The sequence below is a fragment of the Microbacterium sp. WHRI 7836 genome, from assembly GCF_040223885.2.
GTDB classification, from domain to species: Bacteria; Actinomycetota; Actinomycetes; order Actinomycetales; family Microbacteriaceae; genus Microbacterium; species Microbacterium oxydans.
In genome coordinates this window covers 2,898,167-2,923,865 of sequence record NZ_CP168171.1, presented here as the reverse complement: position 1 = coordinate 2,923,865, position 25,699 = coordinate 2,898,167, and the positions used below count along the sequence as shown (strand labels likewise).

The following is a 25,699-nucleotide window of genomic DNA, read 5'->3' as shown; positions in this document are numbered from 1 at the left end:
AGTTAGACGATTATGCCCAAGCCCACTAAGGGTCCCCGCCTCGGAGGCGGCCCCGCCCACGAGCGCCTGATGCTTGCCAACCTCGCGGCGGCGCTCTACACCCACAAGTCGATCAAGACGACCGAGACCAAGGCCAAGCGCCTTCGTCCGCTCGCCGAGCGACTGATCACGTTCGCCAAGCGTGGCGACCTGCACGCGCGTCGTCGCGTGCTCTCGGTCATCGGTGACAAGGAAGTCGTGCACGTCCTGTTCTCCGAGATCGCGCCGCTCGTCGCGGACCGTGAGGGTGGCTACACCCGCATCACGAAGGTCGGCAACCGCAAGGGCGACAACGCTCCGATGGCCGTGATCGAGCTCGTCCTCGAGCCCGTCACCCCGAAGGCGAAGTCGACCAAGAAGGCTGCTGCTCCGAAGGCCGAGAAGGCCGAGAAGCCGGCTGAGGCCGTCGAGGAGGCTCCCGCTGAGGAGGCTCCCGCCGACGAGACCGTCGAGGCCGGCGCCGAGTCGCAGGCCGAAGGCGAAGCCGCTGAGGCTGCTGCCGAGGACGCTGTCGAGAAGAAGTCCGAGTAAGCACTCGCTCATGAAGAAGCCCGCCGCCCTTTCGGGGTGGCGGGCTTCTTCGTGTTCCGGGCGACGTCGTCAGCGCGCGCGCAGATCCTTGCGCAGGATCTTCCCCGAGCTCGATTTGGGGATCACATCGATGAACTCCACCTGCCGGACTTTCTCGTGCGGTGCCACGTGTGCGGCCACGTGCGCCATGACCGACTCCGCATCGAGGTCGGCGCTCGGCTGACGGACGACGAACGCCTTCGGCACCTCCTGCCCGTCTTCATCGAAGGCACCGATGACGGCCGCATCGGCGATGGCGGGGTGCTCGAGCAGCACGGCTTCCAGCACGGCGGGTGCCACCTGATAGCCCTTGTACTTGATGAGCTCCTTGAGCCGGTCGACGATCCGGTAGATGCCGTCGTGCGTGACAGTCGCGACATCGCCGGTGTGCAACCAACCATCGGCGTCGAGCATCTCCGCCGTGGCATCCGGGCGATTGAGGTACCCGACCATCACCTGGGGGCCGCGCACCCACAGCTCACCGGGCTCGCTCGTTCCCGAGTCGGGCACCGTGACGTCCTCGCCCGACTCGGGGTCGACGAGGCGTGCTTCCGTGTTCGGAACGAGGGGACCGATGCTCGAGCGGTCGATGTCGGTGCGTGTCTCGGAGGTGAGGTTCACCGCGGGACTGGTCTCGGTCATGCCGTAGCCCTGGGTGACGATACAGCCCAGCCGGTTGGCCACCGCCGAGGCCAGTGCTCCGTCGAGAGGGGCGGCGCCGGAGAAGACGACCTTCACGGAGGAGAGGTCGTACTGGTCGATGATCGGGTGCTTCGCAAGGGCGACCGCGATCGGGGGAGCGACGAACACCCACGTGGTGCGGTGCTCGGCGATGATGCGCAGGAACTCGGGAAGGTCGAACTTCGGCATCGTGACGAGTCCGGCGCGCTGTCGCAGCGCGAAGTTCAGCAGCACCGTCATGCCGTAGATGTGGAAGAAGGGCAGGACGGCGAGCACCCGGTCGCTCGCATCGACGCCGAGCACCGGGCCGCACTGCGACACGTTCGCGACCAGGTTGCGGTGCGTGAGCATCACGCCCTTCGGGCGTCCGGTCGTTCCCGAGGAGTAGGGGAGCACGGCGAGGTGGGTGGACGGGTCGAAGGACACAGCCGGTGCCGGGTGCCCTTCGCCGAGGAGTGCAGCGAGCGATGGGTGTCCGTCCGCGCCGTCGAGCACGATCACATGATCGGCGTCGAAGCCGAGCTTCTCGGCAGCGGCCTGAGCTCCGGGGAGGAGCGGGGAGACCGTCACGACCCAGGTCGCGCCGGCATCTGTGAGCTGATTCGCGATCTCCTCCGCCGTGTAGAGGGAGTTGATCGTGGTGGCCGTCGCCCCCGCGCGGAGGATGCCGTGGAACACGGTCGCGAAAGCGGGGACGTTGGGGCAGAGCACCCCGACCGTCGTGCCGACTCCCACCCCACGCGCCGCGAGAGCGCCGGCGAACAGATCGATCTGCCCGACGAGTTGACGATAGGTCGTGGTCGCGCCGCTCACGCCGTCGACGAGCGCGACGGTGTCGAGTTCGGCGTCGGTGAGGTCGCCGAAGAGGAACTGGTGGATGGAGACCTCGGGGATCTCCACATCGGGATAGGTACTGCGAACCATGAGATCTCCTTCGATCCGGGCAGGCTGACGACGTCGTCGGATGCGATCCAGTGTCGCACACAATGGCACTGCGTCCCAGGGGAATGGCGTACGTCCGAGAGTCAGACGGCGGCGCGATACCGGGTGCTCGGGCGGCCCTTGGTCGAGTAGTCGAGGGAGCGCGTCGCACTGCCGGACGCGGCGAGGTGCTCGAGGTAGCGGCGGGCACTGACGCGCGAGATGTCGAGGTCTTCGCCGATCTCGGTCGCCGACGCATCGGGGCGGGCGACGAGGGCGGCGGAGACCCGGTCGAGCGTCTCCGCGCTGAGGCCCTTGGGCAGGCCGAGCCGCTGTCGGAAGGCGATGATGGCATCCGCCGCCTCCACGCGGCGGACCACGTCGTGCAGCTCGGTGTGATCGCGCAGCAGGAGCGTCGCGCCGATGCCACCGGTGCCCGCATCGCTTCCGGTGCTCCGGGCGACGAGCACGTGCGACCCCACGATCACCGGCCGTCCGGCCGACTCGCCCTCTCGGAGCACGGTCGTGAGCTCCTCGCCGAGCGCGTCGGCGGCGGGCTCACCGTCGAGGTCAGCCGCGTCTCGGCCCAGGAAGCGGGCGGCGGCGTCGTTCACGAGCGTGATCCGTCCGCCGTCGTCCACCGTGATGACCCCTTCGCTGAGACCGTGCAACGTCGTCTCCTGGTTCTTGACGAGGGCGGCGATCTGATGCGGCTCGAGACGGTAGATGCGCCGACGGATGATCGAGGTCACCCACGCGGATCCGAACACTCCGAGCACCGCGGCGGCCAGCATGGCGGAGATCAACCACACCAGGTTGGACGAGAACTCCTCGCTGAGCTCCGACTCGAGGATGCCGACGGACGCGGTGCCGATCACGTCGCCCTCGTCGTCGCGGATGGGCACCTTGACCCGCCAGGAGGTGCCCAGCGTGCCGGTCTGCGTGCCGACGTAGATCTCGCCCGAGAGCGGGATCGACGGGTCGGTGGAGACCTTCTCGCCGATGCGGTCGGGGTTCGGGTGGGAATAGCGGATGCCCTCTTCGTTGGCGACGACGACGTAGGCGAGATCGGATGCCTCGCGGATGACCTCGGCGATCGGCTGGATCACGGCGGACGGCTCGACGTCGTCGAAGGCCGCGTGCACCGTGGGGAGGGCGGCGACCGATTGCGCGACGGCCTGCATCCGATCCTTGTAGGCCTCGCGGAGCGCCTGTTCCTGGAACGCTCCAGCCACGATGCCGGTCGCCAGGGTCACCAGGAACACGATCAGCGCTTGCAGCACGAGCAACTGCACGCGGAGCGTCATCTTCGAGGCCACGTGCTCATTCTGGCCTCTCCACGAGTGGGGCGCGAGCGGGGTCGGGAGCCGCTCGCGACCAATAGTTCCGAAACTCCGACCAATGGTTTCCGAAGCTGGAGCACCGGTACTCCGACCTCCATGGTGGATCCACAGCATCACGAACGCTCAAGGAGGAGCGCACATGAAGAACGCACGCATCGGAACGTGGACCGCCCTGGCCGCGGTGGCCGCACTCACACTCACCTCGTGCGCCGGAGGCAGCGCAGCGACCGACGACGCGGGAGGGGAAGCGGAGGTCGCCGCGATCACCGACGTGTCGATCGTCGTGCCGGCGGACCCCGGTGGTGGATGGGATCAGACCGGACGTGCCCTCTCGCAGGTGCTCACCCAGGACGACCTCGTGACCTCCGCTCCCGTGACCAACGTCGGCGGTGCGGGCGGCACCGTCGGCCTCGCGCAGCTCGCGAACGAGAAGGACCCGAACACGCTGATGGTGATGGGGCTGGTCATGGTCGGCGCGGTCGAGACCAACGCCTCGGCGGTGCGGATCGAGGACACCACCCCGATCGCCCGGCTCACCGACGAGCCGCTCGTCGTGGTGGTGCCGGCCGACTCGAAGTACGACACCCTGGAAGACCTCGTGGACGACATCGTCGACAACGGCCAGTCCGTCACGATCACGGGCGGCTCCGCGGGCGGCGCCGACCACATCCTCGCCGGACTCATGCTCGAGGAGGCCGGGCTCGATGGCGCCGAGATCGCGGAGAAGCTCAACTACACTCCGAACTCCGGCGGCGGGGAGGCCGTTCCGCTCCTCATCGGCGGCAAGGTCGCTGCGGGCATCTCGGGGGTGGGCGAGTTCGCCCAGCACGTCGAGAGCGGCGCGCTCAAGGCCCTGGCGGTGTCCAGCGACGAGCCGGTGTCGCAGCTTCCCGATGTACCGACCATCACAGAAGAGGGCTACGACGTGGTGCTCACCAACTGGCGCGGGGTGATCGCTCCCGGCGGCATCTCCGACGGCGAGAAGGACGAGCTCGTGCGGGTGATCACCGAACTGCACGAGTCCGAAGCCTGGACGGAGCAGCTCGAGACCAAGGGCTGGACCGACGCGTTCCTGGTGGGCGAGGAGTTCGACGAGTTCCTCACGGGGAACATCGAAGAGGTCACCGCGACGCTGAAGAACATCGGTCTGGTGCAGTGACATGACGGTCCCCGCATCGTCGGGGACAGGGGAGCAGGGGGTGCGGGTCGACCACGGCGGTCGGCCCGCACGCCGCTCTCCCTCCGTCCCCGTCGGCGAACTCGTGTTCGCCGGAATCATGGTCGCGCTCGGTGTCTTCGCCGTCGTCGGCATCTTCCTGATCCATGTCCCCGTCGGCATGAAGGCCGGCCCCACGGTCTTCCCGATCTTCGTCTCCGTGATCCTGCTCGCCTCCGCGGTCGCTGTGCTCGTCGGCGTGCTGCGCGGGGAGCGCGGCGGTGCCGAGGAGGCGGAAGACATCGATGAGAGTCTGCCCACCGACTGGGTCACCCTCGCCAAGCTGGCCGGCCTCGTCGTCGCGCACCTGCTCCTGATCGAACCCCTCGGCTGGGCACCCGCTGCAGCCCTGCTGTTCGGCGGGGTGGCGTGGTCGCTCGCCGCCAAGCGGTGGTGGATGGCGTTCCTCGTCGGCATCGTCGTGGCGCTCGTGATCCAGGTCGTCTTCGGCGGTCTGCTCGGTCTGTCGCTGCCGTGGGGACCGGCCCTCGGCTGGCTCGGAAGGATGTTCTGATGGACAGCTGGACTCTGCTCCTGGAGGGCTTCGCGACCGCGCTGCAGCCCGAATACCTCGCGTTCGCCTTCCTCGGAGTCTTCGTGGGCACCGCGGTCGGCGTGCTCCCCGGTATCGGCCCCGCCATGACGGTGGCGCTGCTGCTGCCCCTCACCTACACGCTCGACCCCGCCGCCGCGTTGATCACCTTCGCGGGCATCTACTACGGCGGCATGTACGGCGGCTCGACCACGAGCATCCTCCTGAACACCCCGGGGGAGTCGGCCTCGATCGTCACGGCCATCGAGGGCAACAAGATGGCCAGGATGGGACGCGGTGCCGCCGCCCTCGCCACCGCCGCCATCGGATCGTTCATCGCCGGCACGCTGGCGACCCTCGGGCTGACCCTCCTCGCTCCGCTGCTCGCGCAGTTCGCGGTGAACCTCGGACCCGCCGACTACGTCGCCCTCATCGTGATCGCGTTCATCACGGTCGGTGCGCTGATCGGCAGCTCGATCTCGCGCGGCATGCTCTCGCTCGGCGTCGGCCTGTTCCTCGGGCTCGTCGGCACCGACTGGCTCTCCGGTCAGCAGCGCTACACGCTGGGCCTGCCCGCGCTCTCCGACGGCGTCGACATCGTGTTGGTCGCGGTCGGGCTGTTCGCGGTCGGTGAGACGTTCTACATCGCGGCCCGACTGCGACACGGCGGCATCGACGTGATCCCGGTCACCCGTGGGTGGCGGTCCTGGATGACGAAGTCCGATTGGCGCAGGTCCTGGAGGCCCTGGCTGCGGGGCACCGCGATCGGGTTCCCGATCGGGACGATCCCCGCCGGTGGCGCGGACGTGGCCACGTTCCTGTCCTACGCGACGGAGCGGAAGCTGTCGAAGCACAAGGACGAGTTCGGGCGCGGCGCGATCGAGGGGGTCGCCGGGCCCGAGTCGGCCAACAACGCCGCCGCGGCCGGTGTGCTGGTGCCTCTGCTCACCCTGGGCCTGCCGACCACGGCGACCGCGGCGATCATCCTCACCGCGTTCCAGTCCTACGGCATCCAGCCGGGGCCGCTGCTGTTCGAGAGCCAGTCGAATCTGGTGTGGGCGCTCATCGCGAGCCTCTACATCGGCAATGTCATCCTGATCGTGCTCAACCTTCCGCTCGTGGGCATGTGGGTGAAGCTGCTGCAGATCCCGCGGCCGTACCTGTACGCGGGCATCCTGCTGTTCGCGGTGTTCGGTGCGTATGCGCTGCACAGCTCACCGTCGGACATCGTGATCCTGCTGATCGTCGGCATCCTCGGTTACTTCATGCGCAGATACGGATACCCCGTCGCGCCGCTCGTGGTCGGGATGATCCTCGGACCGATGGCGGAGGAGCAGCTGCGCAAGGCACTGCAGCTGAGCCAGGGCGACCTGAGCACGCTGGTCATGCAGCCGTTCGCCGCCATCGCCTACGGGGTGCTCGCACTGCTGATCGTCGGGGGCCTGTGGCTGCGACGCCGTCAGCGCCGGTACGAGCAGGCCCTGACCGAGTCGATCGCCGTGCCGATCAAGGCCGACTCCGAGGTCTGATCCGGGAGCGGATTCGAGCGGACAGGAGGCCGCGAGTAGGCTGATCCGGTGAATGATGCCCAGGCTCCCGCACGAGGGCCTCGTGCCTACACGGCGTTCATCGGGATCGGCCTTCTCGCAGGCCTCCTCTCCGGTCTCTTCGGCGTGGGAGGCGGCACGGTCATCGTCCCGCTGCTGGTGCTCCTGCTGCACTTCGATCAGCGCCTTGCAGCCGGCACCTCGCTCGCTGCGATCGTGCCGACCGCCGGCGTGGGAGTGATCTCGTACGCGACGACCGGATCGGTGGCCTGGATCCCTGCGATCATCCTCGCCGCAGGTGCCGTGGTGGGGGCGCAGATCGGCACACGACTGCTGCCGCGCATCTCGCAGACCGCCCTGCGCTGGGGCTTCGTCGGCTTCCTCGTCGTCGTGATCGTCAGCCTCTTCCTCGTGATCCCGTCGCGCGATGCCGTGTTCGAACTCTCCTGGCTGAGCGGCCTCGCCCTCGTCGGAGTCGGCGTCGGCACCGGTATCCTCGCCGGGCTGATCGGCGTCGGCGGCGGAGTGATCGTCGTCCCCGTGCTGATGCTGGCCTTCGGCACGAGCGACCTGGTCGCCAAGGGCACCTCGCTGCTCATGATGATCCCGACGGCGATCTCGGGCACCGTGGGGAACTTCCGCAACCGCAACGTCGATCTGCTCGCGGCGCTGCTCATCGGCGTCTCCGCCTGCACGACGACAGCTCTCGGCGCGTGGCTGGCCACCATCGTCGACCCCACCCTGGGCAACATGCTGTTCGCGGCATATCTGGTCGTGATCGCGGTGCAGATGGCCATCAAGGCGATCAAGGGTCGTAAGCGCGCCTGAGCCCCGCGTGGATGAAAGGATCTTCATCCACGGCTCATCTGCGCATCATCATCGACGGGCATCATTGGGGACATGACCACCCCACGACGCCTTCTCGCCACCGGCGCGCTGATCGCGATCCCGGTCGCCTTCGCGGTCGGAAGCGTCGTGCTGGCGCAGATGCCGCCGTCACCGCAGATCCCCTCCGAGCCCGTCACGGTGCAGCTGGCACCGCCGGCGCCGAGCGAGGAACCGGCACCCGCACCAGCTCCGGTCGTACCGGCTCCCGCACCTGCCCCACCCCCTGCTCCGGCCCCTGCTCCCGCGCCACCAGCGCCGCCCGCAGGTGACGACGATGACGACGACGGCGGCGACGATGACTGATGCGCCCACGCTGCCCCTCGACCTCGAGGGCGCCGGCTCCGCGGCGCCGCGGAATGCGCGAGCGATCCCCCACGTCTCCGCATCGACCGGTGCGCCGCTGCGCACGCTGCGCCGCCGCACCCTGCCCGCGCGCTGGCGGATCACCCTGTGGATCATCCTCAGCACCGCGATCACGCTGCTCGCGGTCGGCATGATCGGTCGGAGCATCTTCCTCGCGGGTGTCGAGCAGTCCGCCAATGCGGAGATCGAGCAGGAGGCCGCGGAGTTCGCCCGTTTCGCGGAGGACGCCGCGGTCAGCGGCCACACCACCCCGGAGGAACTGGTCAGCGAGTACGTCGCCCGGCAGTCCGTGCACGAGAACGAGGTCGTCGTCGCGTCGGTCGGCGGCGAGGTGATCGCCGTCGCGAACGGACGGGTGGAGGCGACGGATCCTGCCGCGCTCTCCGCCGTGCCAGGGGGAGAAGCGCTCGTGACCGGTCTGCTCGGCCAGTCGGCGTCCTCCGGTGCGATGGAGGCGCCGGACGCGGGGCCCCTGCGCTGGGGGAGGCTGGAATTCACCGCAGGCGACCGCGCCGGTGCCGTCCTGATCGTGCAGTACACGCAGGAAGCGCGATCCCAGGTCGATGCCGGGTTCACCACGATCGCGTGGGTCGCATTGATCGGCATCGTGCTCAGCTCAGGCGTCGCCTGGCTCGTGGCCGGCCAGATCCTCGCCCCCGTGCGTGAGGTCTACCGCGTCGCCCGCGACATCGGCGAGCACGATCTCTCCGCGCGGGTGCCGGTCGACGGGACAGATGACATCGCCGCCGTGGCAACCACCTTCAACCAGATGCTCGACCGCCTCGAAGCCGTGCACGCCACGCAGCAGCGGTTCGTCGACGACGCCGGGCACGAGCTGCGCACGCCGATCACGATCGTCCGCGGGCAGCTGGAGCTCTTGAGCGAGGAGCCGGAGGAGCGGGCGGCGACCCTGCGACTCGTGAGCGACGAGCTCGACCGGATGAGCCGCATCGTCACCGACCTGCTCGTCCTCGCCCGTGCCGAGCAGCCCGACTTCGTGCGCGTCGCCGACTGCGACGTCGCCGCCCTCACCCTCGACATCGAGGCCAAGGCGCAGAACCTCGGTGATCGCCGCTGGCAGCTCATGGAAGTGGCGGAAGGCACAGCGCCTCTCGACCCGCAGCGGGTCACCCAGGCCGTGCTGCAACTCGCGGCGAACGCGGTGCAGGTCACGGAGCAGGGTGACCGCATCCTGATCGGCTCGCGCTTCGACGGCGAGCGCGGCGAACGCCGACTGCGGCTGTGGGTGCGCGACAGCGGCCCCGGGGTCGCAGCGGCTGACGCCGAGCGCATCTTCGAGCGTTTCGCCCGCGGAGACAGCTCCGGCGCACGCCGCGGTTCGGGCCTCGGACTCGCGATCGTGCGGGCGATCACCGACGGGCACGACGGCTCAGCCTGGGTCGACAGCGTCTTCGGGGAAGGGGCCACTTTCGGCATCGACCTCCCCGCCCCGACCACCGTGCGGCCACAGTCCGCATCAGAGAGGAGCGAGTGAGATGCGCAGCATCCTGATCGCCGAAGACGACCCGCACATCACCTCGTTCGTGCGGCGGGGTCTGCGCGCAGCCGGCTACGAGACAGCCGAGGCCGCTGACGGACACACCGCCCTGCTGATGGCGCGCAGCGGTACGTTCGACCTGGTGCTGCTGGACATCGGGCTCGGGGGCATGGACGGATTCGACGTGCTCGCCAACCTTCGTGGCGAGGGCGTCGCGACGCCGGTGATCATCCTCACCGCCCGCGATTCTGTCATCGACACCGTGCGCGGCCTGGAGAGCGGGGCCAACGACTACGTCACCAAGCCGTTCCAGTTCGCTGAACTCATCGCACGTGTGCGGTTGCGGATCGGCGACGGCGAGGGGCGGACTGCCGGTCCGGTGCTCACTCACGGCGATGTGCGGGTCGATGTGCGGGCCCGTACCGTCACGGTCGACGGAGACATGCGCGAACTCACCTCGCGTGAGTTCGCGCTGCTCGAGGTGTTCCTGCAGAACGCCGGTCAGGTGCTGTCGCGCGACCAGCTGATCGGTCACGTCTGGGGGATGGACTTCGATCCGGCCTCCAATGTGGTCGACGTGTACGTGCGGGCGCTGCGCGGCAAGATCGGCGTCGACCGCATCGAGACCGTGCGCGGGGCGGGATACCGGTTCCGATGAACACTCGTTCCGAGAACACGTCACCCGTGGGGGAGGCGGTGGTCGAGCGGGCACGCTTCGCGACCATGCCGCCCGAGCGCCGACCGCTGCCCGTCGAACGCCGATCCGTGCGCCGGCGGCTCGGGCGCGCGGGTGCGCTCCGAGCGGTCGCGCTCGGGCTCGTGCTGACGGCCGGGGGCGCGATGCTCCTGGCCGCGCTGACCCGATCGCCGGGGAGCGGCGCGCCCACCCTGCCGATCGCGGTGACGCTCGCGGTCTTCCTGCTCGCCGTATGGGCATGGACCTCGACGCGTCTGGACGACACACTCGTCGCCTTCCTCGCCGCGATCGCCCTCATCGTCACCGGGGTACTGCCGGCACGCGACTTCTTCGCCTCGCTCGGCGACGAGACGATCTGGCTGCTCATCGGGGCGTTCGTGATCGCCTCCGCGGTGGCCACCTCGGGGCTGGCACTGCGTGGCGCCGCCCACCTGCTGCGATTCGCGCGGGGTCCACGGAGCCTGTTCCACCTCATGACGGTCGCGCTCACGCTCACCGCTTTCGCCGTGCCGGCGACGTCAGGGCGGGCGGCGCTCGCCGTCCCCGTGCATACCGCGGTCGCCACCGCGCTTCCCGGACGCGACAGGGTGATCCGTGCGCTGGCGCTCCTGATGCCGACCGTGGTGCTGCTGTCGGCTGTCGGCTCGCTGCTCGGGGCCGGAGCACACATCGTCACGGACCAGCTGCTGCGCGCCGCAGGGGAGGAGGGCTTCACGTTCTCGAGCTGGCTCTGGCTCGGACTGCCGCTCGCCGTGGTGTCGTCGCACCTGGCGTGCGAGATCATCCTCTGGCGCTTCACCCGGAGCGAAGACCGCACCACACGTCTTCGACTGAGCACTGCGGAGATCGGCCGCTCCGCGTCGACGGCCGTGACCGGGCCGCTCAGCACCCTGGAGCGACGAGCCGCCCTGCTGCTGGGGGCGGTGATCCTGCTCTGGGCCACCGAGCCGCTGCACCATCTGTCGCCCGCCCTGGTCGCGCTCCTCGGGGCCGTCGCCGCCGTGACGCCGGGGATCGGCTGCCTGACGTTCCCCGCCGCGATCAAGCGCGTGCCGTGGTCGCTGCTGCTGTTCCTCGCGGCCACCCTCGCGCTGGCGTCCGCGCTCACCACCACGGGCGCTGCCGCGTGGCTGAGCTCGTCCGCGCTCGCACCGCTGCGTGGACTCGGCGCTGCAGGGGCCGTGGCCTTCGTGCTCGTCGTCATCGCGATCTCGACGGCGGCGCATCTGCTGATCCCCTCGCGGTCGGCCCGTTCCGCGGCGATCATCCCCGTCGTGGTCGCGCTCGCTCCCGCCCTCGGCGTCTCACCGATGGCTGCAGCCTTCGCCTCGACAGCGGCTGCCGGCTTCTGCCACACGCTTCCCAGTTCGGCGAAACCCGTCGCGATGTTCGCTGACCCCGACATCGTCAGCGGTGGTTTCAGTCCGCTGGATCTGCGTCGACTCTCGGTGGTACTGGCTCCCGCGATGTTCGTGCTCGTCGCGGTGTTCGCCCTCTGGGTATGGCCGTCGATGGGGCTGCCTCTGTTGCTCTGACCCGCAGCGTCCCGTTCACCCACCCGCTTCACTCCGCGTGCGCCGCCGGTGCACCGGTGCTCGTCGTGCCCGCACACCGGGCGCTCGTCGCCCGTTCGGGCGCAGAAGGAGGAATCGTGTCCATCCACATCCCGCAGCGCATCCTGGTCGCACCCAGCGGATTCAAGGAGAGCCTGAGCGCCGAGGCCGTCGCGCAGGCGATCGCCGCCGGTGTGCGTCGGGTCATCCCCGGCGTGCAGGTGGACGAGTATCCGGTGCCGGACGGCGGGGAGGGCACGGCAGCCGCGCTCGCCGCGGCGACGGGCGGCGAACTCATCGCCGCCCGGGTGACGGGGCCCGTCGGCGACGCGGTCGACGCGCAGTGGGCGCGGCTCGGAGGGCGCGGCTCGGGAACCGCCGTGGTGGAGATGGCATCCGCCGCGGGGCTGCGACTCGTGCCGCGCGACCGCCGCGACCCCGGTGCGACCACGACCCACGGTGTCGGCGAGCTGATCGCGGCCGCGTTGGACTCGGGTGCCGAGCGGATCGTGGTCGGCTGCGGCGACTCGGGGACGAGCGATGGGGGCGCGGGCGCACTCGAAGCCCTCGGGGCCCGCATTCTCGATCGCGATGGCGCGCCTGTGGCTGCGGGCGGTCGGCACCTCCGGGACGCGGTGCACCTCGATCTGTCAGGCCTCCATCCGCGCATCGGCGAAGTCGAGATCGTGCTCGCGTGTAACATCCACAACGTGCTGTGCGGTCCGCGCGGCGTCGCCAGGGTGTTCGGACCGCAGAAGGGGGCGACACCGGAGCAGGTGGAGCAGTTGGCCGAGGCGCTCGACATCTGGGCTGCTCTCCTCGAGGAGCAGAGCCCGTTCGGTGCCGCGATGGATGTGCGCACCGGCGGAGGCACTGGCGCATCGGGCGGTCTCGGGGCCGGGCTGGCCGCAGTGCTCGGCGCCCGCCTCGCTCCGCGCTTCGAGGTGCTGCTGGACAGCGACCTGCTGCCGGAGCCGATCGACGGATTGATGGCCATGGCCGACCTGGTCATCACGGCGGAAGGCGCCATCGACTTCCAGACTCCGCGCGGAAAGGTGCCGGCCGAGATCGCCATGCGCGCCCGCGTCGCCGGCGTCCCCGTGCTCGGAATCGCCGGGTCTCTGGGCGTCGGTGCTCCGACCGTGCACGACATCGGCATCGACGCGATCGCCTCGATCCTCACCGTGCCGATGCCCCTCGAGCAGGCGGTGGAGCAGGGCGAGGCGCTGCTGCGAGACGCCGCGGAGCGCAGCATGCGGATGGTCCTGCTCGGATCGGCGATGTCGGCGCGGGCCGCCTGAAGCGTGCCCGAGCGCCGGCTGCGGGCCTGACGCACGGCGCGGCCTCGGTAGGATCGAGGGGTGGCAGTGAACCAAGATCTGGTCGGCCGGGAGTTCCCGCCGACGGCCCCGTACCTCGTCGGCCGGGAGAAGGTGCGCGAGTTCGCTCGTGCCGTCTTCGCCGACGCCCCGCAGCACACCGACGTCGAGGCGGCCCGCGCAGCCGGCTTCTCCGACGTCGTGGCGCCGCCGACGTTCGCGATGGTCATCCAAGACCTCACGCTTCAGCAGCTGCTGGGTCAGGAGGACTCCGGCATCGCGCTCGAGCGCACCATCCACGCAGAGCAGCGCTTCACCTACACGCGCCCGATCGTCGCAGGAGATGAGCTCACCGCCCAGCTGCGGGTCACCGGCATCCGCATGATGGGCGGGAACGCGATGATCACCAGCGAGGCCGAGATCACCGACCCGGCGGGAGCCCACGTCGTGACCGCCACCAGCGTGCTGCTCGTCGGAGCCGAGCCGAGCGCCGAGGAAGAGGGGGCCGCCTGATGGGCTACACCGTCGGAGACGTGGTCGCCGAGCGCACCGTGCACCTCACCCGCGAATCGCTCGTCCGCTACGCGGGAGCATCCGGGGACTTCAACCCCATCCACTACCGCGACGACGTGGCGGCCTCTGTCGGGCTCCCCGGCGTGCTCGCGCACGGCATGCTCACGATGGGCATCGCCTCGTCGGTGGTCGTCGCCGCACTCTCACCGGAGACGCGCATCCTCGATTACGGGGTGCGCTTCACCAAGCCCGTCGTGGTCGACCCGGTCGAGGGCGCCGATGTCACCGTCGTGGCCACCGTCGGCGCTGTCGACGAGGAGGTCGCCCGCATCGACCTCAAGGTCACGTTCGGCGACACCACCGTGCTCGTCAAGGCGCAGTTGCGCGTCGCCGTCTGATGAGGACGGTCTGATGCGGGAGATCGAGGCGGTCCGGCTCGCGGAGCTGACCACACTGCGCACGGGCGCGGCGCCGGAGCGGATGTTCGAGGCGACGACGACTTCCGGACTGGTCGACGCTCTGCGCGAGACCTGGGCGCGGGGCGACGAGTGGTTCGTCCTCGGTGGCGGATCCAATCTCTTCGTGGGCGACGAGCCGTTCGAGGGCACGGTCATCCGCGTGCGCACCGAGGGCATCGACGAGCTGCCGTCCCCCCACGCGGGTCGCATCCGTCTGCGTGCGCAGGCCGGACACGGCTGGGACGACTTCGTCGCGTACGCCGTCGCGCACGGCTACGCGGGTCTCGAGGCGATGAGCGGGATCCCCGGTACCGTCGGCGCGGCCCCCGTGCAGAACATCGGCGCTTACGGCCAGGAGATCCAGGAGACGCTGGTCGAGGTCGAGCTGATCGACGAAGCGACCGGCGAGGTCTCGACCGTTCCCGCCGCGGAACTCGGGCTGGGCTTCCGCACCTCGGTGCTCAAGCATCACCACGGCAGCGTGCCGCTGCGCCGTGCCGTGATCCTCTCGGTGACGGTCGACCTGCTGGTCGCCGGTGAGCGCCTGGTGCGCGGCGAGCAGCTGCGTCGGGCGCTCGGCCTCACGGACGACACCCCGGTTCCGCTGGGCTGGGTGCGGGAGCGCATCCTGGCGACTCGGGCATCGAAGGGCATGCTGCTCGATGCGGACGACCCGGACACCCACGGTGTCGGCTCGTTCTTCCAGAACGCGATCGTGACGGCGACCGTGGCCGCAGCGCTGCCGCCGGAATGCCCGCGCTGGCCGGTCGCCCCCGACCTCGATGCCGTGACGGTCATCCCGCTCGCGTCCTACGACGGGCAGGTGCCGCTGTCGAAGCCGGCCGCCGTCTCCGACGTCAAGGTGAGCGCGGCGTGGCTCATCGAGCAGGCAGGCATCCGCAAGGGGTTCAAGCTGCCGCACTCCCGCGCATCCGTGTCGACGAAGCACGCGCTCGCTCTGACCAACCGAGGTGGCGCGACCGCTGGTGAGGTCGCCGAGCTCGCGCGGTTCATCCAGAGCAGGGTGCACGCCGAGTTCGGTCTCGTGCTGCAGCCGGAGCCCGTTCTCGTCGGCGTCGAGCTCTAGAGCGTCGAGGGGTAGGGCACGTCGTCGGTCGCGGCTACACTCGCGGCATGAGCGGACTGATCCCGTACCTGTTGTTCCCCGGCAACGCCGCAGAGGCGCTCGGTCACTATCGATCGGTGTTCGGCGGTGAGCTCCAGCTGCTCGACTATGCCACGGCAGGACGCCACGACGGTCCGGGCGACGCGGTCGCGCACGGACAGCTGAGCGGGCCGGTCGAGGTCGCCGGGGCGGATGCGGGTGCGGATGACGACGCGGTGCAGATGAGCGGCATGTTCCTCTCGCTCCTCGGCACAGCGGATGCCCTGACCCTCACCGACTGGTACGACAAGCTGGCGGCAGACGGACGAGTCATCGACGCGCTGCAGAAGCGTCCGTGGGGAGACTTCGACGGCACGCTCGTCGACCGCTACGGCGTCCGCTGGCTGATCGGCTTCCACCCCGAGGACTGAGGTGTGTCCCTGCCGAAGTAGGGACGAGACGACGGCAGGAAGATCAACACGACCGCCGTGGTGGTGAGGACGAGGGCCGCGAGGCCGACCGGGAACTCCCAGGTCGTGCCCGTTGCCGCAGGGACGTAGAGCGCGAAGGGGAGCGGGAACAGCACGGTCGCGTATCGGGCCCACGACTTTCCTCTTGTGACGAGCACGGTGATGGTCGCGTAGACGACCACCGGTACGAAGGGGAGCACACTGAGCAACGCTCGCCACTCTCCTCCCCAGTACCAGAGGAAGGGGGCGACCAAGAGCGAGGCGAAGAAGATCAACACGGTCACGGTGATCAGGATGGCGAAGGCCACCCGCAGACTCACAGGCATCCCCTCACCCTCCACTTCGTCCCCCTCCATCCCCACACCTCCAGTATCCCCCTCACCCCTCGCCCCTCACCCCTCACCCCTCACCCGCGTCGAGACCCATCGTCGACGCCGAGACCCACTCCCGCAAGCGACTGCAGGAGTGGGTCTCGGCGAGTGCAATGGGTCTCGACGGGGGTGCCGGGGGCGTGGCGCGACTCAGGCGAACAGACGCTGCAGGCGCTGGACGCCCTCGAGCAGCTGGTCGTCGCCCAGTGCGTACGACATGCGGATGTAACCGGAGGGGCCGAAGGCCTCACCGGGCACGACGGCCACCTCGGCCTGGTCGAGGATGAGGTCGGCGAGCTCGAGCGAGGTGGTCGGCGTCACACCGCCCCAGGTGCGACCGAGCAGACCCTGCACGTCGGGGTACACGTAGAACGCGCCCAGCGGGTTCGGCACCACGAGGCCGTCGATCTTCGACAGCTCGGAGACGATGACCTGGCGGCGGCGGTCGAAGGCCTGTCGCATCTGCTCGGCCTCGTCCTGCGGACCGGTGAGGGCGGCGATCGCAGCCTTCTGAGCGACGTTGTTCACGTTGCTGGTGAGGTGCGACTGCAGGTTGCCCGCGACCTTGATGGCGTCGGCCGGACCGACCATCCAGCCCACGCGCCAGCCGGTCATGGCGTAGGTCTTCGCGACGCCGTTGACCAGGATCGTCTGACCGGCGACCTCGGGGACGGCTTCGACGATCGAGGTGGCCTTGACACCCTCGTATGTGAGGTTCTGGTAGATCTCGTCGCTGATGATCCAGATGCCGTGCTCGAGCGCCCACTCGCCGATGGCCTTCGTCTCCTCGGCGGTGTAGACGGAGCCCGTGGGGTTCGACGGCGAGACGAACACGAGTGCGGTGGTGCGGGCGGTACGTGCGGCCTCGAGCTGCTCGACGGTGACCTTGTAGTCCTGTTCGGCGCCGGCGAAGACCTCGACCGGAGTTCCGTCGGCGAGACGGATGGCCTCGGGGTAGGTGGTCCAGTACGGCGCGGGCAGCAGCACCTCGTCGCCCGGGTTCACGACCGCCTGGAACGCCTGGTAGACCGACTGCTTGCCGCCGTTGGTGACGATGACCTGGCTCGGAGACACCTCGAGGCCCGAGTCGCGGAGGGTCTTCGCCGCGATCGCCTCGCGCAACGCCGGGAGGCCGGGAGCGGGCGTGTACCGGTAGCTGGCCGGGTCGGCCAGAGCTTCGGCCGCCGCATCGACGATGAACTGCGGCGTCGCGAAGTCGGGCTCGCCGGCAGCGTATGAGATGACGTCCTTGCCTTCGGCCTTGAGGGCCTTGGCCTTGGCGTCGACCTTGAGGGTCGCGGACTCGGCGATGGCGGACAGCTTGCGAGAGAGAGGAGCGCGTTCGGTCACGATTACGAGCGTACTCGGGTCGGTGCGGCAGGAGAGGTGTGGGATGCCGCCAAGATCCGGAGTTCTTTCGGGTTCGGAAGGTCAGTCGGTCGTGAGTCCGTGGGCCTGCGCGACGGCCGGGAGCGTGATGCGTCCGCCCTGCACGTTCAGCCCCTTCGCGAGCGCCGCGTCCTCAGCCGCCGCACGCTCCCAGCCCTTGCCTGCGATCGCCGAGACGTAGGGGAGGGTCGCGTTGGTCAGCGCACGGGTCGCCGTCTCCGGCACCGCGCCCGGCATGTTCGCGACGCAGTAGTAGATCGAGTCGTGCACGGCGAACGTGGGGTCGTCGTGGGTGGTCGGGCGCGACCCCTCGAAGCATCCGCCCTGGTCGATCGCGATGTCGACGAGCACCGAGCCCGGCTTCATCGCGGCGACCATGTCGTCGGTCACCAGCTTGGGAGCGGCGGCACCCGGGATCAGCACGGACCCGATCACGAGGTCGGCGCTCTTCAACTCCTCGGCGATGTCGTAGCGGCTCGATGCGCGGGTCTCGAGAGCGCCGCCGTAGCGGTGCTCGAGCTCACGCAGGCGCGGCAGGGAGACGTCGATCACGGTGACCTTCGAGCCGAGTCCGAGTGCGTTCGCCGCGGCGTGCTCGCCCGCGACGCCGCCACCGATGACGACGGTCTTGGCACGCGGCGTGCCGGCGATGCCACCGAGGAGCATCCCTCGTCCGCCCTGAGACCGCAGCAGCGAATACGAGCCCATGGTGACCGACAGGCGTCCGGCGATCTCGCTCATCGGCACGAGCAGGGGCAGGCTGCGGTCGGGAAGCTGCACGGTCTCATAGGCCACGGCCGTGGTTCCCGCGTCGACGAGGGCGGTCGTCAGAGCGCGGTCGGCGGCGAGGTGAAGGTAGGTGAAGAGGGTGAGGTCATCGCGCAGGAAGCCGTACTCCTGAGTGATCGGCTCCTTCACCTTGATGACCAGATCGGCCTCGCCCCACGCGTCGGCTGCGGTCGCCACGATGTCGGCGCCGGCCGCGCGGTAGTCGTCGTCGGTGATGCGCGAGCCGAGCCCTGCGCCGGACTGCACGAGCACCTGGTGGCCCTCGCGCACCAGGCGGTCGGCGCCGGCGGGGGTGAGGGCGACGCGGTTCTCGTTGTTCTTGACCTCGGTGGGGACGCCGATCTTCATTGATCCTCCAGGGTTCGATGCGGTGCGGCACTTAGGATCGCAGAAACATCGACGGAACAACAGAATCCGTGAAGATGATTCGCTCTGCACGCGGATCCTGAATAATGCTTCGTATGGAGACGACATCGGAGGCCCCGGAGCCGAATACCGTTCGGGCGCCGGCGCTCGATGCGGTCGACGCGAAGATCGTGCAGCTGCTCACGGCGGACGGCCGCATGACCAACGCCGAACTCGCCGGACGACTCGGCGTCGCCCCTTCGACGGCGCACACCCGCCTGCGCGCCCTGGTGGACCGCGGTGTGATCACGGGGTTCCACGCGAGTGTGGACGAGCGGATGCTGGGTGCCGGGCTGCAGGCCGTGATCGGCGTGACCCTGCGGCCGAGCGGACGGAGGGAGAGCATCGTCGAGTTCGCGGATCGCGTGCGGGTGCTGCCCCAGGTCATCCAGGTGTTCTTCCTGGGTGGAGACGACGACTTCCTCTTGCACATCGCCGTCGCGGACTCATCCGAGATGCGCGAGTTCGTGCTGGAGCACCTCTCGGCGCAGAGCAGCGTCGCCTCCACCCGCACGAGCATCGTGTTCGACTATCACCGCAACTCGGTGGCCGCGTCCTTCCGCTGAGGCGCCGGAGCGTTCTCGTCAGGCGCCGTAGGAGGCGGGCAGGGCGCAGTAGTCCGCGAACCGTCGCTTGGGATGTGCCGGGTCGGAGACGTCGACGATCGAGCCGGCCACGGTGTGCGGCGGTTCGTCGCCCGCCAACTGCCACAGGGCGTAGTTCCACATCCCCCTGGTGCGCTCGCCGATCAGGGCGGCTGGGCCGGAGACGAGCAGGATGTCGTCGCTCTTCGGCCCTTCCCGGAACGCGGTGACCACGCTGCGGAGCTCGGTCTCGTCGCCCTCTGCGGAGTGTTCGCGCACGACCTGCTGCCCCGCCGCCGTCAGAGCGGTGGCGAGTTCGTCGGCTGCCTGTCGTGAGCGCTCGGCATCCGCCCCGGCCACCGCGAGCAGCCGCCGCCCACGCGGATAGAAGTGCAGGAACTCGGTGGCGATGTCCGCCCAGACGTCGGTCATGCCTCCAGGCTACGCCCGCGTGCCCGCCCCGGCTCCGGACGCGGGAGAGTCCCGGGCCGCAGCTGCCGCCCGGGACTCTTTCGTCTGCTGCTCAGTCCTCGTCGATCAGGTATCGGCTGTAGGCGCCCAGCGTGAGGAAGGTCGGAAACTCCTCCTGCAGGGCGACCTCGCGGAAGATCTCCGCTGCGTCGTCGTAGCGGTCGCCGTGGCTGCGGGTCGCCTGTGCGAGCACCTGGTCGATCAGCCCCTCGATGTACTCCGCCGTGATGGGGGTGCCGTCCTGCGTGGTGCGGTCCTGGTGGATCCACTGCCACACCTGTGAGCGGCTGATCTCCGCGGTCGCGGCATCCTCCATGAGGTTGTCGATCGCCACAGCGCCGAGCCCGCGCAGCCAGGCCTCCAAATAGCGGATGGCGACCGACACGTTGTCCCGCACACCCTGGGCGGTGATCGGGCGGCCGATGTGCAGGTCGAGCAGGTCGCGCGCCTCCACGTGCACGTCGTCGCGCTGGCGGTCGACCTGGTTCGGGCGGTCGCCCAGCACGGCGTCGAACTCAGCCTGCGCCGTGGGAATCAGGTCGGGGTGCGCCACCCACGTGCCGTCGAAGCCGTCTCCGGCCTCGCGCTTCTTGTCGGCAGACACCTTCTCGACCGCACGCGCCGTCACCTCGGGGTCGCGGCGGTTCGGGATGAACGCACTCATGCCGCCGATCGCGAAGGCTCCGCGCTTGTGGCACGTCTGCACGAGCAGGTCGGTGTAGGCCCGCATGAACGGCACCGTCATCGTGACCTCGCTGCGGTCGGGGAGCACGAAGCGCGCCCCACGGCCACGGTAGTTCTTGATGATCGAGAAGATGTAGTCCCAGCGCCCGGCGTTCAGGCCCGCGCAGTGGTCGCGCAGCTCGTACAGGATCTCGTCCATCTCGAACGCGGCGGGCAGCGTCTCGATCAGCACGGTGGCGCGGATGGTGCCGTGCGGGATGCCGATGTACTCCTCGCTGAACGAGAAGACGTCGTCCCACAGCTTCGCCTCCTCGCTCGACTCCAGCTTCGCGATGTAGAAGTACGGGCCTCGCCCGGCCTCGATCAGCGCCTGTGCGTTGTGCAGGAGGTAGAGACCGAAGTCGACCAGCGACCCGGATGCCGAGGTGCGACGGCCGGCCCGGTCGATGAAGGCGACGTGCTTCTCGGGCAGGTGCCAGCCGCGGGGGCGCATCACGATCGTGGGCGTGCGCTCCGCGGTGACGCGGTACTCCTTGCCGGGTCCGGATTCGGAGGCGGGGGCGGTGAAGGAGAGTTCTCCTCGGATCGCGTCCTTGAGGGAGAGCTGACCCTCGATGACGTTCTTCCAGGTGGGGCTCGTGGCGTCCTCCTGGTCGGCGAGCCAGACGCGGGCGCCGGAGTTGAGCGCGTTGATGGTCATCTTCGGGTCGGTGGGTCCGGTGATCTCCACGCGGCGGTCCTCGAGGCCGGGCCCGGCACCGGCGACCCGCCAGTCCCGGTCCTCGCGGATGTGGGCCGTGTCGTCGCGGAACTTCGGGTCGTGCCCGTTGCCGATCTCGAAGCGTCGGCGCATCCGGTCGGCGAGCCGGTCGTGACGGCGGGACGCGAACCGATGGTGCAGCTCGGTGAGGAAGGCGATCGCCTCAGGCGTGAGGATCTCCTCGTAGCGGTCGCGGATGGGGCCGGTGACCTCGATCGCCGGACCCTGCTGGGTCGTCTGGATCGGTGCCGTGGTGGTCGTGGGAGTGGTCATGATGAGTCCTTGTACGTCGGTGTCCTCATCCGCCGAGACCCACGGTGGTCGCCGAGACCCAACGCTGCAGACGATCGCGGCGGTGGGTCTCGACGGCGGGGATGGGTGTCGGCGAGACGGGAACGAAGTGGGGATCAGTGGAACTGCGCGGCTTCGGTGGAGCCGGCGAGGGCGAGGGTTGCGCTGTCGGGGTTGAGCGCGGTGGAGATGACGTCGAAGTAGCCGGTGCCCGCCTCGCGCTGGTGCTTGGTGGCGGTGTAGCCGTCCGCCTCTGCGGCGAACTCGGCCTCCTGCAGCTCGACGTAGGCGCTCATGGCGCGATCCGCGTAGCCGCGGGCGAGGTCGAACATCGAGTAGTTCAGGGCGTGGAATCCGGCCAGCGTGATGAACTGGAACTTGTAGCCCAGGTCAGCCAGCTCCTGCTGGAACGTCGCGATCTCGGCGTCCGACAGGTGCTTCTTCCAGTTGAAGCTCGGCGAGCAGTTGTAAGCCAGGAGCTTGCCGGGGAACTGTGCATGGATCGCCGCGGCGAACGAGCGGGCGAGCTCGATGTCGGGCTCTCCCGTCTCGACCCACAACAGGTCGGCGTAGGGGGCGAAGGCGAGGCCGCGGCTGATGACAGACTCCAGACCGGGGCGGATCCGGTAGAACCCCTCGGTGGTGCGCTCGCCGGTGGTGAACTGCTGGTCGCGCTCGTCGACGTCGCTGGTGAGCAGGTCGGCGGCGAGGGCATCGGTGCGGGCGATGATGACGGTCGGGACGCCGGCGACGTCAGCGGCGAGACGGGCCGCGTTCAGGGTGCGGATGTGCTGCTGGGTGGGCACGAGCACCTTGCCACCGAGGTGGCCGCATTTCTTCTCGCTCGCCAGCTGATCCTCCCAGTGGATGCCGGCGGCACCGGACTGGATGAGCGACTGCGCGAGTTCGTAAGCGTTCAGCGGTCCGCCGAAGCCGGCCTCGGCGTCGGCGACGATCGGCGCCAGCCAATCCTGCGTGGTCTCACCCTCGGCGTGCTCCAGCTGATCCTGGCGGATGAGCGCGTTGTTGATGCGACGCACGACCGCCGGCACCGAGTTCGCGGGGTACAGTGACTGGTCGGGGTAGGTCTGACCGGCGAGGTTGCCGTCGGCGGCGACCTGCCAGCCGGAGAGGTAGATGGCCTTGAGACCGGCCCGCACCTGCTGCACGGCCTGGCCTCCGGTGTAGGCGCCGAGCGCCCGGACGTAGTCCTCGGTGTGCAAGAGGTTCCAGAGGTTGTCGGCCCCGCGGTGAGCGAGCGTGGCCTCTTCGCGAACCGATCCACGGATGCGGATCACATCCTCGGCCGTGTAGGTGCGCTCGACACCGTCCCACCGGGGATCGGTATCCCAGATCTCCTGGAGCTCGGCTGCCGTCTGAACCTGGTCGCCGGCTCGCAGACCGGCGGGGCGGGGCGTCGGGGTGTTGGCGGTGTTCGTCATGGTGTCTCCTCGGTGGATCCGGCTGCGGTGCCGGAGTGGCGTGGTTCCACTGTGAGTGAAGTTCCGCACCCCAGCTGACCGATTTCAAAGAGAAGATCGGTCGAAATTCTGTTTCTGTGACAGAATCGCCCGCATGAGCACCATCGACGCTGCAGAAGAGACCGACGCCCTCACGATCGGCCGCCGCATCCGCCAGCTCCGTACGGCGAAGGGGATGACCCTCGACGACCTCGCCTCCGCCGTCGATCGGGCGCCGAGCCAGATGTCGATGATCGAGACCGGCAAGCGCGAACCCAAGCTCACGCAGCTGCAGGCGATCGCCCGGGCTCTCGGGGTCACGATCGACGCGCTGCTGGAAGGCGAGCCGCTCGACGAACGCAGCGCGGTCGAGATCGCCCTGGAGCGGGCGATGAAGGGCCAGACGTTCCAGGCCCTGGGCATCGAGCCGTTCCGCATCGCGAAGAGTCTGCCCACGGATGCGCTGAAGGCGCTGCTCGCTCTGCACGGCGAGATCGACAGGCTCAAGGACGAGCGGGCCGCGACGCCCGAAGAAGCTCGCCGGGCGAACGTCGAGCTGCGGCACCTGATGCGGCGGCAGGACAACCACTTCGCCGACCTCGAGACGAAGGCCGCCGAGATCCTCGCCGCGGTCGGTCACCCCGGCGGCCCGCTGACGCAGCGCACCGCATCCGAGATCGCCGCCTACCTGGGCTTCACCCTGCACTACGCCCCCGACCTGCCGCAGACCACTCGCAGCGTCGCCGACCTCGCCAACGGCAGGCTCTACCTCTCCAGCAGTGTGCCGGCGAAGGGCGATGCCCGCACCGCGGTGCTGCAGGCACTGTCGAGTCGCATCCTCGGGCACTCCGAACCACGCAGCTACGCCGAGTTCCTGCGTCAGCGCGTCGAGACGAACTACCTCACCGGCGCCCTGCTCATCCCGGAGGCGCACGTCGTCCCCGCCTTGAAGGACGCCAAGCAGCGGAGGGCGATCTCGATAGAAGACCTGCGCGACGGATACTCGGTGTCGTACGAGACGGCGGCGCACCGCTTCACGAACCTCGCGACCCGGCACCTCGACATCCCGGTGCACTTCCTCAAAGTGCACGAGTCGGGCACCATCACCAAGGCGTACGAGAACGACGACGTGAACTTCCCGACCGACCGGCTCGGGGCCATCGAGGGGCAGATGTGCTGCCGCCGGTGGACCTCGCGCGTGGTGTTCGACGAGGACGACCGCTTCAACCCCTACTACCAGTACACCGATACCGGCAACGGCACTTACTGGTGCACCGCGCGGGTGGAGTCGTCGAGCGAAGGGCTGCACTCGGTGAGCGTGGGCGTGCGCTTCGACGACACGAAGTGGTTCGTGGGTCGCGACACCTCGCACCGCGGCGTGTCGAAGCACTCGGTCGAGGTGTGCTGTCGTCGGGCTCCCGCGGACCTGGAGGACCGCTGGCGCGAGAACTCCTGGCCCAATGTGAAGACTCCTCGCACACTGCTGGCGACTCTGCCCACAGGAGCCTTCCCGGGCGTCGACACCACCGACGTGTACGAGTTCCTGGAGGCCCACGCACCGCGGTGAGACCCCGGTCGATACGCTCAGTCGATGAGCAGCGACGTCTTCCCCGGTCCGTTCGGCCCGATGCCCGAGGCAGGGTCCGCCGCGATCATGTGGATGCCGTCGCCGTCGGATGCGCGGAGATCGGTGCGGTTCGTCGACGGCTTCGAGCTGTTCGCCGGGTTCGCCCGGAGTCAGGGCGCGGACCCGAATCTCCTGGCCGACGACCTCGCGGCGACGTGGGATTTCGTGGCCGCGCATCATGCGATCCTCGACAGCGCCGACCTGGCCGCTGCGGCGGCGCGTTTCGTGGGCAACGTCATCGCCATGGTGCATCCGGCAGCGACATGGCGGATGGCGGCCGAGCCCGAGATAGGGACGAACACCCTCTCCATCCCGGTCGAGGCGCTCGTGCAGGGGATGGTGCGGCAGGCCGACCAGCGCGAAGCCTTCCTGCGGATGATCGAGTCGTGGGATCAGGACGACCTCGACGACCAGGAGGTGAGGGCGCTGTCCGCCGAGGCGCCCGAGCGCACCGCCGTGCTCCCTGCGAGCGCCTACGTCCGTCCCGCTCTCCCGCTCCTGCTCTTCCGCGACGACCGGGGCGAGGTCATCCGCTACGGACGCCGCTGGTCCGAGGGTGCCCCGCCGGAGGAGGCCTACTCCCGGGAATCGCACCCGGAGCGCTTCGAACCGTTGCTTCTCGTGGTCGAAGCCCTCGTCGAACACCTTCGTGCCGGGTACGAAGTCGAGGTGCGGCGTGAGCGCGATGAGGGAGGTGCCGAATGCATCGTGCTCGACCCCGCGGTCGGAGCGGCGATCAGCATCGCTCCGATGCCTCCCGTCGTCCGCGTCGAAGCCGGGGCACTCTTCCATGCGATCGTCCCGTTGTGCGTGTGCGACGCCTGCGACGAGACTGCCGAAAGCGCGGCGGACGAGATGGAGCGGATCGTGCTGTCCGTCGCCTCAGGCGGGTTCCGGGAGAAGTACCCCGTCGGGCGACGCGCCTGGCTGTACACGGAGGTGCGGTCCCCCGACGGGGAGCGTCGGGAGACCGCCGCGGGTCCGGCCCCGGAGCTGACCGCGGACGAGCGGGAGCGCGTGACGTCGCTGTTGAGCGGACTCGATGGCGGCTGGTGGCCGGCCTGGCCCCTCCGCTCGACCTCGGTCTGACCTCCGGTCTCCGCTGTCCTCATGGGCGGAGGCATGGTGCGCCCGTCATGCCGTTCGTCAAAACTT

The 25,699-nt window shown here is 69.3% G+C and carries 25 protein-coding genes; 17 read left to right on the top strand and 8 right to left on the bottom strand.

The annotated features are described in order from the left end of the window. Positions 1 to 12 precede the first annotated feature (12 nt). The gene (rplQ, locus tag ABRP18_RS14040) at positions 13 to 570 is read left to right on the top strand and encodes a 50S ribosomal protein L17 (RefSeq protein ID WP_349884859.1); all 558 of its coding nucleotides are present in this window, start codon (positions 13 to 15) and stop codon (positions 568 to 570) included. 69 nt (positions 571 to 639) lie between these two features. Here the strand turns inward: rplQ and ABRP18_RS14035 are convergent, their stop codons facing one another. Continuing rightward, positions 640 to 2,214, bottom strand: coding sequence for an AMP-binding protein (locus ABRP18_RS14035; RefSeq protein WP_113680410.1), 1,575 nt, complete (start codon positions 2,212 to 2,214; stop codon positions 640 to 642). A gap of 101 nt (positions 2,215 to 2,315) precedes the next feature. Next, complete coding sequence (locus tag ABRP18_RS14030) at positions 2,316 to 3,530, bottom strand: PAS domain-containing protein (protein ID WP_141368707.1); 1,215 nt, start codon at positions 3,528 to 3,530, stop codon at positions 2,316 to 2,318. 163 nt (positions 3,531 to 3,693) lie between these two features. Between ABRP18_RS14030 and ABRP18_RS14025 the strand changes: the two genes are divergently transcribed. From ABRP18_RS14025 to ABRP18_RS13965, 13 genes are all read left to right on the top strand, one after another. Next, positions 3,694 to 4,713: a tripartite tricarboxylate transporter substrate binding protein gene (locus ABRP18_RS14025; RefSeq protein ID WP_113680411.1), complete on the top strand. Its 1,020-nt coding sequence runs from the start codon at positions 3,694 to 3,696 to the stop codon at positions 4,711 to 4,713. Position 4,714: 1 nt separating this feature from the next. Beyond that, a complete protein-coding gene (locus ABRP18_RS14020; RefSeq protein ID WP_218867297.1) occupies positions 4,715 to 5,284 on the top strand; it encodes a tripartite tricarboxylate transporter TctB family protein in 570 nt (189 codons plus the stop codon). Beyond that, positions 5,284 to 6,831 carry a tripartite tricarboxylate transporter permease gene (locus ABRP18_RS14015; RefSeq protein ID WP_113680412.1) on the top strand — a complete coding sequence of 516 codons (1,548 nt, stop codon included), beginning with the start codon at positions 5,284 to 5,286 and terminating at the stop codon, positions 6,829 to 6,831. Before ABRP18_RS14020 ends, ABRP18_RS14015 begins: the two co-directional genes overlap by 1 nt. A 48-nt stretch (positions 6,832 to 6,879) precedes the next feature. Further along, on the top strand, positions 6,880 to 7,677 hold the full coding sequence (locus ABRP18_RS14010) for a sulfite exporter TauE/SafE family protein (protein ID WP_046747829.1): 798 nt from the start codon (positions 6,880 to 6,882) through the stop codon (positions 7,675 to 7,677). Between the two features lie 72 nt (positions 7,678 to 7,749). After that, on the top strand, positions 7,750 to 8,040 hold the full coding sequence (locus tag ABRP18_RS14005) for a hypothetical protein (protein ID WP_179515824.1): 291 nt from the start codon (positions 7,750 to 7,752) through the stop codon (positions 8,038 to 8,040). Beyond that, positions 8,033 to 9,595 (top strand): ATP-binding protein, encoded by a 1,563-nt coding sequence (locus ABRP18_RS14000; protein ID WP_349884858.1) that lies wholly within the window; start codon positions 8,033 to 8,035, stop codon positions 9,593 to 9,595. Before ABRP18_RS14005 ends, ABRP18_RS14000 begins: the two co-directional genes overlap by 8 nt. A 1-nt stretch (position 9,596) precedes the next feature. Then, entirely contained in the window at positions 9,597 to 10,256 is a 660-nt protein-coding gene (locus tag ABRP18_RS13995) for a response regulator transcription factor (RefSeq protein WP_046747831.1), read from the top strand. After that, the gene (locus ABRP18_RS13990; RefSeq protein ID WP_218867298.1) at positions 10,253 to 11,830 is read left to right on the top strand and encodes an SLC13 family permease; all 1,578 of its coding nucleotides are present in this window, start codon (positions 10,253 to 10,255) and stop codon (positions 11,828 to 11,830) included. The genes ABRP18_RS13995 and ABRP18_RS13990 overlap by 4 nt, the downstream gene beginning before the upstream one ends. 116 nt (positions 11,831 to 11,946) lie before the next feature. Then, positions 11,947 to 13,149 (top strand): glycerate kinase, encoded by a 1,203-nt coding sequence (locus ABRP18_RS13985; RefSeq protein WP_179515826.1) that lies wholly within the window; start codon positions 11,947 to 11,949, stop codon positions 13,147 to 13,149. Between the two features lie 60 nt (positions 13,150 to 13,209). Beyond that, a complete protein-coding gene (locus ABRP18_RS13980) occupies positions 13,210 to 13,680 on the top strand; it encodes a MaoC family dehydratase N-terminal domain-containing protein (protein WP_061018537.1) in 471 nt (156 codons plus the stop codon). Then, on the top strand, positions 13,680 to 14,078 hold the full coding sequence (locus tag ABRP18_RS13975) for a MaoC/PaaZ C-terminal domain-containing protein (protein WP_058632592.1): 399 nt from the start codon (positions 13,680 to 13,682) through the stop codon (positions 14,076 to 14,078). The genes ABRP18_RS13980 and ABRP18_RS13975 overlap by 1 nt, the downstream gene beginning before the upstream one ends. Positions 14,079 to 14,091: 13 nt before the next feature. Continuing rightward, entirely contained in the window at positions 14,092 to 15,225 is a 1,134-nt protein-coding gene (locus ABRP18_RS13970) for a UDP-N-acetylmuramate dehydrogenase (RefSeq protein ID WP_349884857.1), read from the top strand. Between the two features lie 47 nt (positions 15,226 to 15,272). Then, positions 15,273 to 15,674, top strand: a complete 402-nt coding sequence (locus tag ABRP18_RS13965) for a VOC family protein (RefSeq protein WP_058632594.1) — start codon at positions 15,273 to 15,275, stop codon at positions 15,672 to 15,674. Here the strand turns inward: ABRP18_RS13965 and ABRP18_RS13960 are convergent. From ABRP18_RS13960 to ald, 3 genes are all read right to left on the bottom strand, one after another. After that, entirely contained in the window at positions 15,632 to 16,039 is a 408-nt protein-coding gene (locus tag ABRP18_RS13960; RefSeq protein ID WP_147251296.1) for a hypothetical protein, read from the bottom strand. The genes ABRP18_RS13965 and ABRP18_RS13960 overlap by 43 nt on opposite strands. A 195-nt stretch (positions 16,040 to 16,234) precedes the next feature. Beyond that, on the bottom strand, positions 16,235 to 17,434 hold the full coding sequence (locus ABRP18_RS13955) for a pyridoxal phosphate-dependent aminotransferase (protein ID WP_349884856.1): 1,200 nt from the start codon (positions 17,432 to 17,434) through the stop codon (positions 16,235 to 16,237). An 81-nt stretch (positions 17,435 to 17,515) separates the two neighbouring features. Next, the gene (gene ald, locus ABRP18_RS13950; protein ID WP_349884855.1) at positions 17,516 to 18,610 is read right to left on the bottom strand and encodes an alanine dehydrogenase; all 1,095 of its coding nucleotides are present in this window, start codon (positions 18,608 to 18,610) and stop codon (positions 17,516 to 17,518) included. A 104-nt stretch (positions 18,611 to 18,714) separates the two neighbouring features. Here ald and ABRP18_RS13945 point away from each other — a divergent pair, with 104 nt between their 5' ends. Beyond that, the gene (locus ABRP18_RS13945) at positions 18,715 to 19,233 is read left to right on the top strand and encodes an Lrp/AsnC family transcriptional regulator (protein WP_082682732.1); all 519 of its coding nucleotides are present in this window, start codon (positions 18,715 to 18,717) and stop codon (positions 19,231 to 19,233) included. A gap of 18 nt (positions 19,234 to 19,251) precedes the next feature. On the opposite strand, the gene ABRP18_RS13940 is transcribed toward ABRP18_RS13945, so the two are convergent. The 3 genes from ABRP18_RS13940 to aceA all read right to left on the bottom strand — a co-directional run bounded on the left by ABRP18_RS13940 (position 19,252) and on the right by aceA (position 22,899). Next, the gene (locus ABRP18_RS13940) at positions 19,252 to 19,683 is read right to left on the bottom strand and encodes a hypothetical protein (protein ID WP_349884854.1); all 432 of its coding nucleotides are present in this window, start codon (positions 19,681 to 19,683) and stop codon (positions 19,252 to 19,254) included. Between the two features lie 91 nt (positions 19,684 to 19,774). Further along, a complete protein-coding gene (aceB, locus tag ABRP18_RS13935) occupies positions 19,775 to 21,439 on the bottom strand; it encodes a malate synthase A (protein ID WP_349884853.1) in 1,665 nt (554 codons plus the stop codon). A 134-nt stretch (positions 21,440 to 21,573) separates the two neighbouring features. After that, a complete protein-coding gene (aceA, locus tag ABRP18_RS13930; RefSeq protein WP_046747843.1) occupies positions 21,574 to 22,899 on the bottom strand; it encodes an isocitrate lyase in 1,326 nt (441 codons plus the stop codon). A gap of 133 nt (positions 22,900 to 23,032) precedes the next feature. On the opposite strand from aceA, the gene ABRP18_RS13925 reads away from it, so the two are divergent. Beyond that, entirely contained in the window at positions 23,033 to 24,484 is a 1,452-nt protein-coding gene (locus tag ABRP18_RS13925) for a helix-turn-helix domain-containing protein (RefSeq protein WP_046747844.1), read from the top strand. Positions 24,485 to 24,508: 24 nt separating this feature from the next. Then, positions 24,509 to 25,633, top strand: a complete 1,125-nt coding sequence (locus ABRP18_RS13920) for a DUF6226 family protein (RefSeq protein ID WP_349884852.1) — start codon at positions 24,509 to 24,511, stop codon at positions 25,631 to 25,633. Positions 25,634 to 25,699: the final 66 nt, after the last annotated feature.

What these genes read in the sequence shown, in the direction of transcription:
- ABRP18_RS14005 (WP_179515824.1), top strand. Translation starts at nt 7,750, where the DNA reads ATGACCACCCCACGACGCCTTCTCGCCACCGGCGCGCTGATCGCGATC.
- ABRP18_RS13920 (WP_349884852.1), top strand. Translation starts at nt 24,509, where the DNA reads ATGAGCAGCGACGTCTTCCCCGGTCCGTTCGGCCCGATGCCCGAGGCA.
- ABRP18_RS13965 (WP_058632594.1), top strand. Translation starts at nt 15,273, where the DNA reads ATGAGCGGACTGATCCCGTACCTGTTGTTCCCCGGCAACGCCGCAGAG.
- ABRP18_RS14020 (WP_218867297.1), top strand. Translation starts at nt 4,715, where the DNA reads ATGACGGTCCCCGCATCGTCGGGGACAGGGGAGCAGGGGGTGCGGGTC.
- ABRP18_RS14000 (WP_349884858.1), top strand. Translation starts at nt 8,033, where the DNA reads ATGACTGATGCGCCCACGCTGCCCCTCGACCTCGAGGGCGCCGGCTCC.
- ABRP18_RS13975 (WP_058632592.1), top strand. Translation starts at nt 13,680, where the DNA reads ATGGGCTACACCGTCGGAGACGTGGTCGCCGAGCGCACCGTGCACCTC.
- aceB (WP_349884853.1), bottom strand. Translation starts at nt 21,439, where the DNA reads ATGACCACTCCCACGACCACCACGGCACCGATCCAGACGACCCAGCAG.
- ABRP18_RS13990 (WP_218867298.1), top strand. Translation starts at nt 10,253, where the DNA reads ATGAACACTCGTTCCGAGAACACGTCACCCGTGGGGGAGGCGGTGGTC.
- ABRP18_RS13970 (WP_349884857.1), top strand. Translation starts at nt 14,092, where the DNA reads ATGCGGGAGATCGAGGCGGTCCGGCTCGCGGAGCTGACCACACTGCGC.
- ABRP18_RS14025 (WP_113680411.1), top strand. Translation starts at nt 3,694, where the DNA reads ATGAAGAACGCACGCATCGGAACGTGGACCGCCCTGGCCGCGGTGGCC.
- ABRP18_RS14015 (WP_113680412.1), top strand. Translation starts at nt 5,284, where the DNA reads ATGGACAGCTGGACTCTGCTCCTGGAGGGCTTCGCGACCGCGCTGCAG.
- ABRP18_RS13940 (WP_349884854.1), bottom strand. Translation starts at nt 19,683, where the DNA reads ATGACCGACGTCTGGGCGGACATCGCCACCGAGTTCCTGCACTTCTAT.
- ABRP18_RS14035 (WP_113680410.1), bottom strand. Translation starts at nt 2,214, where the DNA reads ATGGTTCGCAGTACCTATCCCGATGTGGAGATCCCCGAGGTCTCCATC.
- rplQ (WP_349884859.1), top strand. Translation starts at nt 13, where the DNA reads ATGCCCAAGCCCACTAAGGGTCCCCGCCTCGGAGGCGGCCCCGCCCAC.
- ald (WP_349884855.1), bottom strand. Translation starts at nt 18,610, where the DNA reads ATGAAGATCGGCGTCCCCACCGAGGTCAAGAACAACGAGAACCGCGTC.
- ABRP18_RS13960 (WP_147251296.1), bottom strand. Translation starts at nt 16,039, where the DNA reads ATGCCTGTGAGTCTGCGGGTGGCCTTCGCCATCCTGATCACCGTGACC.
- ABRP18_RS13995 (WP_046747831.1), top strand. Translation starts at nt 9,597, where the DNA reads ATGCGCAGCATCCTGATCGCCGAAGACGACCCGCACATCACCTCGTTC.
- ABRP18_RS13925 (WP_046747844.1), top strand. Translation starts at nt 23,033, where the DNA reads ATGAGCACCATCGACGCTGCAGAAGAGACCGACGCCCTCACGATCGGC.
- aceA (WP_046747843.1), bottom strand. Translation starts at nt 22,899, where the DNA reads ATGACGAACACCGCCAACACCCCGACGCCCCGCCCCGCCGGTCTGCGA.
- ABRP18_RS13945 (WP_082682732.1), top strand. Translation starts at nt 18,715, where the DNA reads ATGCTTCGTATGGAGACGACATCGGAGGCCCCGGAGCCGAATACCGTT.